This window comes from Aestuariispira ectoiniformans, assembly GCF_025136295.1.
Classification (GTDB): domain Bacteria; phylum Pseudomonadota; class Alphaproteobacteria; order UBA8366; family Aestuariispiraceae; genus Aestuariispira_A; species Aestuariispira_A ectoiniformans.
This window is the reverse complement of record NZ_CP062788.1, coordinates 2,621,112-2,633,301: the sequence shown is the minus strand read 5'-3', so window position 1 is coordinate 2,633,301 and position 12,190 is coordinate 2,621,112. Positions and strand designations below refer to the sequence as shown.

The 12,190-nt window shown below is 55.1% G+C and carries 11 protein-coding genes and 1 tRNA gene; 5 read left to right on the top strand and 7 right to left on the bottom strand.

All coding sequences use genetic code 11. From position 1 onward, the window contains the following. The first annotated feature begins 55 nt into the window (after nt 1-55). The 3 genes from IF205_RS12245 (at nt 56) to IF205_RS12235 (ending at nt 2,910) form a co-directional block, all read left to right on the top strand. Nucleotides 56-598 carry a TRAP transporter small permease subunit gene (locus IF205_RS12245; protein ID WP_259779651.1) on the top strand — a complete coding sequence of 181 codons (543 nt, stop codon included), beginning with the start codon at nt 56-58 and terminating at the stop codon, nt 596-598. Nucleotides 599-600: 2 nt separating this feature from the next. Then, nucleotides 601-2,403, top strand: a complete 1,803-nt coding sequence (locus IF205_RS12240; RefSeq protein ID WP_259779650.1) for a TRAP transporter large permease — start codon at nt 601-603, stop codon at nt 2,401-2,403. Between the two features lie 126 nt (nt 2,404-2,529). Beyond that, complete coding sequence (locus IF205_RS12235) at nt 2,530-2,910, top strand: VOC family protein (RefSeq protein ID WP_259779649.1); 381 nt, start codon at nt 2,530-2,532, stop codon at nt 2,908-2,910. A gap of 91 nt (nt 2,911-3,001) precedes the next feature. Here IF205_RS12235 and IF205_RS12230 read toward each other — a convergent pair whose 3' ends face one another. The 4 genes from IF205_RS12230 to IF205_RS12215 form a co-directional block, all read right to left on the bottom strand. Further along, the gene (locus tag IF205_RS12230; protein ID WP_259779648.1) at nt 3,002-3,595 is read right to left on the bottom strand and encodes a biotin transporter BioY; all 594 of its coding nucleotides are present in this window, start codon (nt 3,593-3,595) and stop codon (nt 3,002-3,004) included. Nucleotides 3,596-3,706: 111 nt separating this feature from the next. Next, the gene (parC, locus tag IF205_RS12225) at nt 3,707-5,935 is read right to left on the bottom strand and encodes a DNA topoisomerase IV subunit A (protein ID WP_259779647.1); all 2,229 of its coding nucleotides are present in this window, start codon (nt 5,933-5,935) and stop codon (nt 3,707-3,709) included. Nucleotides 5,936-6,011: 76 nt separating this feature from the next. Next, entirely contained in the window at nt 6,012-6,725 is a 714-nt protein-coding gene (recO, locus tag IF205_RS12220) for a DNA repair protein RecO (protein WP_259779646.1), read from the bottom strand. 29 nt (nt 6,726-6,754) lie between these two features. Then, nucleotides 6,755-7,648, bottom strand: a complete 894-nt coding sequence (locus tag IF205_RS12215; protein WP_259779645.1) for a DMT family transporter — start codon at nt 7,646-7,648, stop codon at nt 6,755-6,757. Between the two features lie 174 nt (nt 7,649-7,822). Here IF205_RS12215 and IF205_RS12210 point away from each other — a divergent pair, with 174 nt between their 5' ends. After that, entirely contained in the window at nt 7,823-8,197 is a 375-nt protein-coding gene (locus IF205_RS12210; protein ID WP_259779644.1) for a DUF983 domain-containing protein, read from the top strand. Nucleotides 8,198-8,281: 84 nt separating this feature from the next. Here IF205_RS12210 and IF205_RS12205 read toward each other — a convergent pair whose 3' ends face one another. Together IF205_RS12205 and IF205_RS12200 are read right to left on the bottom strand one after the other, a co-directional pair. After that, entirely contained in the window at nt 8,282-8,602 is a 321-nt protein-coding gene (locus IF205_RS12205) for a peptidylprolyl isomerase (protein WP_259779643.1), read from the bottom strand. Nucleotides 8,603-8,734: 132 nt separating this feature from the next. Next, a tRNA-Glu gene (locus IF205_RS12200) sits at nt 8,735-8,810 on the bottom strand. Nucleotides 8,811-9,059: 249 nt separating this feature from the next. Between IF205_RS12200 and IF205_RS12195 the strand changes: the two genes are divergently transcribed. Beyond that, the gene (locus IF205_RS12195; RefSeq protein ID WP_259779642.1) at nt 9,060-10,379 is read left to right on the top strand and encodes a flagellar hook protein FlgE; all 1,320 of its coding nucleotides are present in this window, start codon (nt 9,060-9,062) and stop codon (nt 10,377-10,379) included. A gap of 8 nt (nt 10,380-10,387) precedes the next feature. Here the strand turns inward: IF205_RS12195 and recJ are convergent, their stop codons facing one another. Continuing rightward, nucleotides 10,388-12,169, bottom strand: a complete 1,782-nt coding sequence (recJ, locus tag IF205_RS12190) for a single-stranded-DNA-specific exonuclease RecJ (protein ID WP_259779641.1) — start codon at nt 12,167-12,169, stop codon at nt 10,388-10,390. Between the last annotated feature and the right edge of the window lie 21 nt (nt 12,170-12,190).

The following is a 12,190-nucleotide window of genomic DNA, read 5'->3' as shown; positions in this document are numbered from 1 at the left end:
GCAACAATATTGGGGTTAACGGTTAAAAACCAAAGAAGTCACTGGGAGGCGTCTCTTGAAAGCACTCGCCTGTTTGGCACGCGCTATTGACCGCCTAAATCAGACGATCGGCATGTCCGTCGCCTGGTTGGCGTTGTTCATGGTGATTGTCCAGTTCCTTGTGGTCGTTTTGCGTTATGTATTCGGCTACGGATCAATTTTCATGCAAGAATCCATTATCTACATGCACGGCTTCCTGTTCCTGCTGGGAGCCGGATATACGTTGCTGCATGGCGGCCACGTGCGCGTAGATATTTTTTATCGTGAGGCCAGTCCTCGCAAAAAAGCCATGGTCGACATTTTCGGCGTATTCGCGCTGCTTGGGCCGGTTTGCATCGGTATGATGGTCTATACTTGGTCCTATGTCGCCAATTCCTGGGAAATCCTGGAAACGTCGAAGGAAACCAGCGGGATTCCCGCAATCTTTGTCCTGAAATCGGCCATGATCGCGTTCCTTGTCCTGATTCTGTTGCAGGGCCTGTCCATGGCAATCCATTCATTGCGCGTCTTAACGGGGCAGGAACAACCGCCCGCAGATGAGGAACACGAGGGGCTGTAATCATGTTTTTACAAGAATATCTCGACGTCGGGATGTTTGCGGTGGCCTGCGTCGTTCTGATGCTGGGCTTTCCGGTCGCATTCACCCTTGCGGGCGTCGCTCTAATTTTCGCAATGATCGGGTATGGCCTCGGCATTTTCGATCTGTCTTTCATCGCAAATATTCCAAGCCGTATTTTCGGTAACGCGGTCTGGAACGAAGTATTAATCGCGGTTCCGCTCTTCGTCTTCATGGGTGTCATGCTCGAACGGTCGAAGGTTGCAGAGGAGCTCCTCGACACCATGGGGCGCCTTTTCGGCTCCCTGCGTGGTGGTCTGGGCATTTCCGTATCCATTGTGGGCGCCCTTCTTGCCGCATCGACCGGCATTGTCGGGGCAACGGTGGTCACCATGGGTCTGCTGTCTCTCCCGACCATGATGCGTCGCGGTTATGACCCGTCCCTGGCTTGCGGCTCCATTTGCGCGGCGGGAACACTTGGGCAGATTATTCCGCCATCGATTGTTCTCGTCCTGCTGGGCGACCAGATCTCCAACGCCTATGTCGACGCACAGCGCGAAATCGGCAACTGGTCTCCTGAACCGGTTTCCGTTGGTGACTTGTTCGCCGGTGCACTGCTTCCGGGGCTGATGCTGGTGGGGATGTATATCCTCTATCAGATTTTCGTCGCCATTGTGCGTCCGGAAAGCTCTCCGCCGATTCCGCAGGCTGGTGATGACGAACGTGGTTTGGGCGCCAGCATTCTGCACGCCCTCCTCCCGCCGGTCATTCTGATCATCGCTGTTCTGGGCTCTATTCTCGCCGGTGTCGCCACACCGACAGAGGCCGCTGCAGTCGGTGCGATGGGTGCAACGCTACTCGCCGGTATTCGTGTCCAGGAACTGGGGATGCCCTCAGTCATGACCGAAGAAAAGCCGGAGGGCAGCCTCATCCTCGCCCGTTTGATTGCCTCGGCACTGGGTGGCTTCCTGATCTTCATGCTGTTGGGTCAAAGCCTGTTTGAAGCACCGTGGACTGTCGGCCTCATCGGTATGGTCGCCAGCGTGGTCGTTGTTGGCATTCGTCTGTTCCGCAACGCCATGTCCGCACTGAACAGCAATTCCAACGCACCGATTTACATCTCCGCAGTCTGCCTGCTTTCCATGCTGGTAATCTCCAACTTCATGGACTTGCGTATCCTGCGCGATGACATCCCGACGGGCGATATGATCGGCATCGTTGTCTGTTCTATTGCCAGCCTGGGCGTTGCATGGGGACTTCTCGTCGCCCTGTGGCGCGTATGGTCAACCGGCATTCTGCGAATGGTCAACCGTGGCACCATGGAAATCTCTGCCATGGTCTTCACCATCCTGATCGGCGCAGCAATGTTCAGCCTTGTCTTCCGCGGCTTTGGCGGTGACGAAGCGGTTCAGAACTTCCTGACCGGTATGCCGGGTGGCGAATGGGGTATGATCGTTGTCGTCATGCTCGTCATGTTCTTCCTGGGTTTCTTCCTGGACTTCATCGAGATCACCTTCGTTGTGGTGCCAATTGTCGCCCCGATCCTCTTGCAGAACGACTGGGTAAGCCCGGTATGGCTTGGTGTTCTGATGGCAATGAACCTTCAGACATCATTCCTGACACCGCCGTTCGGCTTTGCCCTGTTCTATCTGCGCGGTGTGGCGCCTGAGGAAGTCCGCACAACGCAGATCTACAAGGGTGTTATCCCGTTCGTCCTTATTCAGATTCTGGCACTGGTCCTTCTGGCTCTGTTCCCGGATCTGGCAAACTGGCTGCCGTCAGTGGTCTTCGGATCATCTTACGTCTAAGCCAGACAAGACCTTCAAATGTAAGGCCGCTTCTTCCGGGAAGCGGCCTTATTTGTATTTGCAGATGCGCCCACCTTCGAAAGCCCTTATCCTTTATCGGGGCTGCACAGGATATATGGAGAGGTCATGGCTATTGAAACGCTCGGTGCCGTCAGGCTCTTTGTCTCGAGTATCGAACGCGCCTACAGCTTCTATCGGGACGTTCTCGAATTTGACGATATTGCCTATGAGCCGGGAGAACACGGCTTTGCGGTATTCACCATGGACCAGAATGGCATCATGCTGGTTGTGGAAGAGATCAATGGCGAGGATGCCGCTGTCCTTGTCGGGCGCTTTGCCGGACTATCTTTTGTGACATCCGATATTGAGGCTGAGGTGGCCCAGCTCCGCGCAAAGGGGGTGACGGTCATCGACAAGCCGGAGGAACAGCCCTGGGGCGGTATATTGGCTAACTTTGCCGACCCGGACGACAATATATTAACGCTGGTGCAATATCCAGATATGTAGAGGGCTGCCTACCGGTCATCCGAAAGAAAAAGGGCGCATCCAATAAGGATGCGCCCTTCCCTGTTCGCAGGATATCTGCCGAAAAACAGTATTATCCGCGTCTAAGTATTTTCCAAGCCATCGGCATTGCAAGAGCTGCAAGCACCAGCTTGGCCGCGTCCCCCAGCAGGAACGGCTGCATGCCGAAAAGAACGGCTTTATCAAAGCCAACGGCAGCACTGAGCCATGCAATACCCGGCAAATAGATCACAACATTGCCGATCGCCATCGCCGCAGCGGTCGTTACAATACCGCGGTCCCAACCACGTTCAGCCAGCCAGCCGACCACAGCCGCCGCCAGTACAAAGCCAAGAAGATAACCGCCTGTCGGCCCCATCATATAGGCCAGGCCGATACCTTTTTCCGGCGTTCCGGCGAAAATCGGGAGGCCTGCGGCCCCTTCCGCCAAATAGAGCGCAACCGTCGCCAGCCCCAGGCGGCTGCCGAAAGCCATGCCGATCATCAGAACCACCAATGTCTGCATCGTTTGCGGTACCGGATAAAATGGCACCTGAACTTTCGCGGACAGCGCGAGCAACGCGGAGCCAATCACAGCCAGTACAACGCCGCGCAGCAAACGGTTGCTTCCTTCGTTTTTCCAGATCGCATCCGACAGTGTCGGTGCAAAAGCCACATTTTCAGACATAGCCACTACAATCCCATTTATCTTTTGCATTGCACAATCTTATATATGAATTGTGCCTTGAAGTCATTACCTGTCACTCAAGCCCAACACCCCACAGGTGCGGGTACGCAATCAGCTAAACTTGTTGTTCCTCGGGAAACCAGGAGGCGGCATACGGCCTGCCTGTGCCCGCTTACCCATCCAGGCGGTCAAATCGGTCACTGTCCTGGTACGCTCACCCGACGCCCATGTCAGACCACTCTCTTCCAGGAAGACCTTGATATCGGAGATATGGCCGTCACGGTATTTCTGGATGATAACACCCTTGCCACGGGCCATTTCCGGCATTTCAGACAAGGGGAAGACCAGAAGCTTCCGATTCTGGCCAATCACGGCAACCATGTCCCCATCTGCCGGCACGCAATATTCGGCCTTACTGCTTCCCGAGACATTCAAGACCTGCTTACCATTTCTGGTTTGCGCGACAACATCCTTCTCCGCCACCAGGAAACCGCGTCCGTCATTGGACGCAACAAGCAGCTTGCGTTCCGGATTATGAACCAGGAATTCAACCACATCTACCTCGTTGGGCAGATCAATCATCAGACGCAGAGGCTCCCCATGACCACGGCCGCCCGGCAGTTTGTCAGCACCGATGGTGTAGAAGCGACCGTTGGAGGCAAATATCAACAATTTATCAGTGGTCTGGCCATGCATGATCCAGCCTGGGCCATCGCCTTCCTTGTATTTGATATCGCTGAAATCAGACAGGTGGCCCTTCATGGCGCGCACCCAGCCTTTCTGAGAACAGACCACGGTAACCGGCTCTTTTTCGATCATGGCCTCGAGCGGAACAACAACAGCGCTCGGTGCGTCACCGATAATCGTCCGGCGACGGCCCAGCTCGGTATTCTGACCGAACTTCTTGCGTGTTTCCGTTATCTCACCGCTGATTGTCTTCCAACGAGCATCTTCACTTGAAAGCAGCTCTTTCAATCCGGCAAGCTCTTCACTCAGCTTGGTATGTTCGTTACGGATTTCCATTTCCTCAAGTCTGCGCAAGGAACGCAAACGCATGTTGAGAATGGATTCGGCCTGCAGTTCCGTGAGCGAGAAGGCTTTCATCAGCTCTTTCTTCGGCTCATCTTCCTCACGGATAATACGAATGACCTCATCAAGATTCAGATAGCAGGCCAGATAACCCTCGAGGATTTCAAGTCGGCGTTCGATCTGACTTTTGCGATATTCGGATCGACGGACCAGCACCACATGACGATGATCCAGATAGGCCTGCAGGACTTCCCGAAGGTTCATCACCTTCGGAACACGCCCGTTCTCCGCCAGAACGTTCATATTCAGCGAAACACGGTTTTCCAGGTCCGTCTGGCGGAACAGCGATTCCATCAGCATTTCCGGCTCTACGTTCCGTGATTTGGGAACCAGAACGACACGAATATCTTCCGCCGACTCGTCGCGAATATCGTCCAACATCGCAATTTTGCGATTGGAGATCAGTTCCGCGATTTTCTCGATCAGCTTGGCTTTCTGAACCTGATAGGGAATTTCGGTAACGACTACCTGCCAGGTACCACCTTTCAGTTTTTCCACTTCCCAGCGCGCACGCACCCGAAAACCGCCGCGTCCGGTTGCATACGCTTCCTTGACCGCCTCCCGGCTTTCGCAAAGCTCCCCACCGGTTGGGAAGTCCGGCCCGGGCACCATTTCCACCAGCTTGTCCATGCCCGCATTGGGGAATTTGATCAAATGCAGTAAGGCATCGCACAACTCACCCGCGTTATGGGGCGGAATGTTGGTCGCCATCCCCACGGCAATGCCGGAAGCGCCGTTCGCCAGCAAATTCGGGAATGCCGCAGGAAGAACGATCGGCTCCGCTCCCTCACCGTCGTAGGTTGAGCGGAAATCGACGGCATTTTCATCAATCCCTTCCAGCAACGCCTGCGCGACTTCCGTCAAACGTGCCTCGGTATAACGCATTGCCGCGGCGTTATCGCCATCCACATTACCGAAGTTGCCCTGGCCATCCACCAGCGGATAGCGAACGGCGAACTGCTGTGCGAGGCGGACCATCGCATCGTAAATCGCCTGGTCGCCATGGGGGTGATACTTACCCATGACATCCCCGACGATACGCGCGCATTTCTTGAAACCGGAATCAGGGTTCAGTTTCAACTCACGCATCGCATGCAGCAGTCGCCGGTGAACCGGCTTCAGACCATCACGCACATCCGGCAGGGAGCGCGAGGTGATGGTTGACAACGCATAGGCCAAATAGCGCTCGCTCAGCGCGTCCGCCAAGGGCGCAACGCGAATCTCGGCGGCGGCATCTTTTGGATCGGTCATGAAAAAGCCCTTACTGATTTACTGCACCAAATATAGTAATCGTGGCGGTCAAAAACGCAACAGATTGCCATACACTCTAGCGCAGAAACCTTTGTAACAATCGCATCCGGCTGTCGGGAAGACTGCGACCGTGCAGCGTATAAACATGCCTGTTCAGAAAATAACCGGTCATTTTCAAAGCACTCGCAAGCGCCAGATCATCCGCCCCCCCTTCCCCGATAAGAAAGCCCGGAAGCGGCAACAATTTATCACGATAAGGCTCTCCCGCCTGCCTGCTTACGGCACGGGCGGTTTTGGGCGACACATAAACAAGATCGGTTGTCTGACCGGTTGCTGCACAGGCGCTGAGGTCCAGACCAAATCCCAGTTCTGCCAGTAAGCCGATTTCCCATTTCACATAGGTTTCCGCCCAGGCTTCATGGTCCAGGGCAATCGCCAGTGAATTCAGTGTCTCATAGAGCTGTGGATGGGTCTCACGCTCCGGCAGGCTGAAATCAATTAAGGCACAGGCTGATGTCAGGGCCGCCAGCTTCCCGGCATCCAACATTAATGCCGCTGCATGACTGTCCAGCAACTCTACCTCGAAATGCCCGAGGTGTTCTTCCAGACGCCCACGCCAGGAAAGCTGCAACCGGTTGCCAGGCTGCAATACCCCTCTAAGCCTTTTTGAGGTTGCGCCGCGAACAAGTCCTGTATGGCGTCCATGCCGCCTTGTGAAGGCAGTCAGAATCGCACTGCTTTCACCGTGACGGCGCAGCCCCAGTACAATTCCTTCATCTACCCATTCCATCAGTGACGGTCCGCCTTCTATATGCCTAGTCAAGCGTTAAAGATCATACCCGTCCCGGCAACAACGGCAATGGCCCCTAGCCATGCCCCCAACGCCGGACACTCCTTCGTCCTGATCCAGATCAGCGGCAGCATCATAACAGGCTGCGTCGCAGCCAGGGTGGCCACAATGCCGGAATCACCATGCGCCAGCGCCACCATAAGCAGGGTCATCCCCACCCCCATTCCAAGGAGGCCACTCAACACGATCCAGCCCAGCAACGGCTTTGTGAGTGGTGCCTGTGCCTTGAATTGCGGAATAGGAAGAAGGTTGGCGCAAACCAACGCAACAGCCGCGATACTAACCCGAACCGCTGAAGCGGCGACCGGGTCCGCGCCTGCATCAAGGACAGGCTTGGAAATAATAAGGCCTACAGCCTGTGCAGTAGCCGCCGTCAGCCCCAATGCGATTCCCACCGGCAGCGCCCCCCTTACAGTCTCCCAATCGTGCAATTGCGACTTACGCTTGCCGTAGACAATAGCCATAACCACACCGCCAAGAACCAGCGCACATCCCGCCAAGGCAGACGGTGCCAGTCTTTCTTGCAGGAACAGATAGCCAAGTACTGTTGTGATTGGCGCATTCATCGCAAACAGGATTGCCGTACGACGGGGCCCCATCCGCCGCAAAGTGGCGAACAAGGCCGTATCACCAATAAAAATCCCGACAAGCCCGCTCAGGATAAGGGCACTGAAATAGCTTTGTTCAAGGCTCGCCCAAGTACCCAGTACGCTTGCCGCGGCAATCAGCATCAGCCCTACGATGCACATGCGCGTCCTGTTAAAAGCGGCAGCGCCCAACATTTGCGCCGGGTAAACCGACACCAGACTGCCGATTGCCCAGCAGGAAGCAGCGCCTAATGCGCCCAAAACCGCAATCAACATGGCCAAACCTTTGCCGAAAAAAGAGAAAAGACTATCTGCGCAGGTAAAGTGAATTTTTGCCTGCGTCAATCAGTCCATTGCCATGGGAGCGGGAAAACCCTACAAAGGAACTCCAATATTAAGTTAAAATGAGGCCTGGTGTGGATTTCAGGCTTGGCGGGGAAAGGACAAAAAATGATAGCCGAAGCACAACGCCCCATGGGCCGTTCGCTGTTGCGTGGCCTGAAAAAGCGCTGCCCCAACTGTGGCGAGGGCGCGATTTTCAAACGTTATCTCAAAGCTACGGACAATTGCGATCATTGCGGTGAAAGCCTGTCCCACATCCGTACCGACGATTTTGCTCCCTGGCTCACCATCCTCGTGGTCGGTCATATCATTGCACCGATCCTGCTGGAGATCGAGCGCTCCTATGCACCGCCTCTCGGCATCCTGATGAGCATCCTTATTCCGCTTGTCATTGTTCTGAGCCTTGTCCTCCTCCCCTTTGCCAAAGGAACCTGCCTGGGACTGATGTGGGCCCTGCGCATGCGTGGAGATGAACAACATTAGGACTTCGGTTGTTCTGTCAGACAGAGACAAAAAAAGAGGGCGATCCTGGTGATCGCCCTCTTTCTCGTTCAGTCGTATTTTGACTTACGCAGTACGCTGTACCAGGTGATAGCCAAAAGCCGTTTCAACGACGTCGCTGACTGCACCAACATCCAAAGAGAATGCAGCATCTTCGAACTCAGGAACCATCTGGCCTTTACCAAAAACACCCAGCTCGCCGCCGCTCTGGCCGGACGGGCAATCGGAATATTCTTTCGCCAGGTCGGCAAAATCCGCACCGCCCTCGACATCGGTCTTCAACTTCTGAATCAGCTCCTGGGCTTCTTCCTTGGTACGGGTTGCCGTGGAACGCATGGAACCCGCATACATCAGCAGGATGTGGGACGCACCGACTTGATCAGCCATAAGAAATCTCCTTACCGTGGCCGGATATTTTCATCCGGATGAAAACCTAAATCGACAAACAAAAAAACCGGGCCCATCTGTCAGGTCCGGTTTACAGCATCAAATAAAACATCTTCCATTACGAACGAAAGATGGCGTCCCGTACGGGATTTGAACCCGTGTTGCCGGCGTGAAAGGCCGGTGTCCTAGACCCCTAGACGAACGGGACATACGCTCGTTTCGACGCGGCATGATTTATCGTTCACGCCCGGATGGGTCAAGGGGCTTTACAAAGAAAATTGAAAATATCACTGGGCAAAATACGCCGACCTTCTCTTTGAGGACGGCAAGTTCCCCTCTCCTGTCCCATCCCCATCTCTTGCACTAAATCGCGACTCCGCAGGAATCCTACACTGGCACATGAATTGCTTGGAAAAACTCAACTTTTTGAGATTTTTCGTTCGGAGATCGTTAGAGAATGGTTGCCAACTACTTCTTTTCCTCGAGTTTGTCAGCAATGCGCGCGCAAAGCCAAGCTTTCGCCGCCATCAGTGACAATATCTCCAACATCAGCACAGCCGGTTACAAGACATCCCAGGTCCAGTTCGACTCACTGGTCAGCAGATCCCAGAAGGGATCTCTGTATCAAAACCTGAACGGCGCCGGGCCGCAGGTGCGAAACCTAATCAACCGTGACGGCCAAGTCGCTTACACCAACCGCAACCTTGATGCAGCAATGGTTGGGCGTGGCTTTTTCTATACGAATTCGGCCCTTGATAATTCAGGCGACACGCTATTGACTAAGGCCGGTCATTTCGGGCGCCTTCAGGATTCAGATCCGACTACCACCAATGCCTATCTTTCAGATGGCTTTGGCAACTATGTCATGGGCTGGCCCTATGTACCGGCCAGCGATTCATTTGCTGTCGGGACGAACGAGAGTTCTCTTCAACCGATCCGCGTTGATCAGGGTGGCATTATTTTCAATGCCAGCCCCTCTACAACCGGCAGCATTGCCGCGAACCTCTCCGCTGATGCGGCGATTGGCACGTCACAAAGTTATTCTCTCGATGTGCTCGACGGCAGCGGCGTTGAAAGGGATGCAAACGGCTTTGTTATCCAGTCCAGTGACAAACAGAATATGACGTTCAACTGGACAAAAACGGCGGCCAATACCTGGGATCTTAACATCAACTCCACCGATGGCACGATCACCTCACCTGCAGCCGCGGATTTTCCAATCTCTGTCACTTTCGATTCAACCGGCTTGAACCCCGTGATGACAACGGCGGGCGGCACAGTTCTGGGCGATGACGTGGACGTTTCCGCTAGCTGGACCACTCCTGCCGGTGCAAGTAATACGGTGTCCGTCGATCTTAGCGGCATTACCCAATACGCCGGCGGATTTGAACTGCGCAGTGTTGACAGCAACGGCATCGAGGAAGGCTTTCTTATGGATGTCAGCGTAGACAACGACGGTATTGTGCAGGGGGCCTTCTCCAATGGATTGTCCCGACCGATTGCGATGCTGGCGGTCGCAGATGTTCGCGCTGAAAACCTGTTGGATCGGGTATCCAATACACATTTCGCCGTTACAGAGGAGTCCGGCGATATCAGCCTCTACCGACCGGACCAGACAACCCGTGTTGCGATTACCGGAGGGGCTTATGAAGCATCCGCGACAAACCTGACAGATGAGGTCTCACTGATGATCCAGACGCAGCGTGCCTATTCATCCGCAGCAACATCCCTTCGAACGATCGACGAGATGTCCCAAACGGCGACGCAACTGAAGTAGAAGTAGGATTAACCGATGGCGGCTGCAGCATCATCAATGATTAGCTGCGCCGCTTCTCTTCCCTGCCATGTGTCGATTTGCAGTTTTCCTGCAACATGGACAGGTGTGCCTGACCGTGCGGACAACAACAGATCTCCCAAGGGCTGGTCGGCGCAGCGGAACGCGATGGCCTTCAGACGTGTAGTACCGCCGCCGCTGACAATCTGACAGCGGACATGGTCCGTCCCGACAACATCGGCGCGTTCAATTCGTGCATCCTTGATGGCAAAACGCGGCGTCGGGTTGCCTGCCCCGAACGGTCCCAATTTCTCAAGCGCCTGGATAAGGGAAACGGTTGCCCCCGACACGGCAATCGCACCATCCAGTTTCAGGCTGGGGACAATGCCTTCGGCAGAAATCTGGCTGCTTATACGTTCCGTCAGATAGTCGTGGAAGGCGTCGCTGTTGGCTTCAGCAACAGTAAAGCCCGCCGCCATTTTATGCCCGCCGCCATTCTCCAGAAGTCCAGCCTGGCCCGCGGCAATGACAGCGGCACCAAGGTCTACGCCTTCAATCGAGCGTCCTGACCCTTTGCCCATCCCGTTTTCAAAGGCAACAACACAGGCCGGGCGGTTGTAGCGTTCTTTCAGACGGCCCGCGACAATCCCGATCACCCCGGGGTGCCAGCCATCAGAAGCCGCATATACGAGACCATCCCGCATGCCCCGGTTTTCCACCTGCTCAATCGCCTGTTCCAGGCAAGCGGCTTCGATTTCCTTACGGTCGCGGTTGAATTCATCCAGGCGTTGGGCAATCGCCTGCGCTTCCTTTGGATCATTCGTCGAAAGAAGGCGCGCGCCAAGTCCCGCCTCGCCGACGCGTCCACCCGCATTCACACGTGGCCCCATCTGGAACCCCAGATGATAGGCCTCTGGATAGCGGTCCACGCCAGACACATCCGCCAGTGCGGCCAGACCGGCGTTTCTGCGTTGCGCCAGAACTTTCAGCCCCTGCGTGACAAATGCCCGGTTCACTCCGATCAAAGGAACCACGTCACAAACCGTTCCCAAGGCAACCAGATCCAGAAGCAGACGAAGGTCAGGCGCAGGCCGGTTGTCAAAATACCCCTTCTCCCGCAGCATCTTGTTCAGGGCAACAATCACCAGAAATGTAACGCCTACCGCCGCCATATGCCCATGTGGACTATTGTCATCCAGACGGTTCGGATTGATGACGGCAGCGGCTTTTGGCAATCGCGGTTCGGCCACATGATGATCGACCACGACCACGTCCAGCCCGGCGTCCGCGGCGCCTTCCAGCGCATCAAACGCCGTAATCCCGCAGTCGACGGTAATGACGACCGACACCCCCTCTTCCTTCAGCTTCAACAGCGCCGGAAGATTGGGGCCATAGCCTTCCTTCATTCGGTCGGGAATATAAACCTGGATGGGATGACCCAAGGCGTCAAAAAAACGCGCCAAGACGGAGGAAGATGTGGCCCCGTCCACGTCATAATCACCGAAAACAGCAATTTTCTCTCCGGCATCAATCGCCGTAATCAGGCGTGACACGCCCGCATCCATATCGCGCAGATGAAATGGGTCAGGCAACTGCGCCTTCAGAGACGGGTTCAGAAAGACGTCTGTTTCGTCCATCCCGATGCCACGGGACACCAGGATGCGGGCAACAGCATCCGGAAGCGCAAAACGCTGGCAAACAGCCAGCGCTTCACGTTCATTAGAGCTACGCAATTCCCAACGTTTACCGCCGGCAGATCGCTCTACATCCAAAAATGCAGCTCCGTCACTCATCCCAAGCCAACCAGTATTGTC

Coding starts and splice junctions, on each gene's coding strand:
- IF205_RS12240 (WP_259779650.1), top strand. CDS start 601: ATGTTTTTACAAGAATATCTCGACGTCGGGATGTTTGCGGTGGCCTGC.
- IF205_RS12235 (WP_259779649.1), top strand. CDS start 2,530: ATGGCTATTGAAACGCTCGGTGCCGTCAGGCTCTTTGTCTCGAGTATC.
- IF205_RS12230 (WP_259779648.1), bottom strand. CDS start 3,595: ATGTCTGAAAATGTGGCTTTTGCACCGACACTGTCGGATGCGATCTGG.
- parC (WP_259779647.1), bottom strand. CDS start 5,935: ATGACCGATCCAAAAGATGCCGCCGCCGAGATTCGCGTTGCGCCCTTG.
- recO (WP_259779646.1), bottom strand. CDS start 6,725: ATGGAATGGGTAGATGAAGGAATTGTACTGGGGCTGCGCCGTCACGGT.
- IF205_RS12215 (WP_259779645.1), bottom strand. CDS start 7,648: ATGTTGATTGCGGTTTTGGGCGCATTAGGCGCTGCTTCCTGCTGGGCA.
- IF205_RS12210 (WP_259779644.1), top strand. CDS start 7,823: ATGATAGCCGAAGCACAACGCCCCATGGGCCGTTCGCTGTTGCGTGGC.
- IF205_RS12205 (WP_259779643.1), bottom strand. CDS start 8,602: ATGGCTGATCAAGTCGGTGCGTCCCACATCCTGCTGATGTATGCGGGT.
- IF205_RS12195 (WP_259779642.1), top strand. CDS start 9,060: ATGGTTGCCAACTACTTCTTTTCCTCGAGTTTGTCAGCAATGCGCGCG.
- recJ (WP_259779641.1), bottom strand. CDS start 12,169: ATGAGTGACGGAGCTGCATTTTTGGATGTAGAGCGATCTGCCGGCGGT.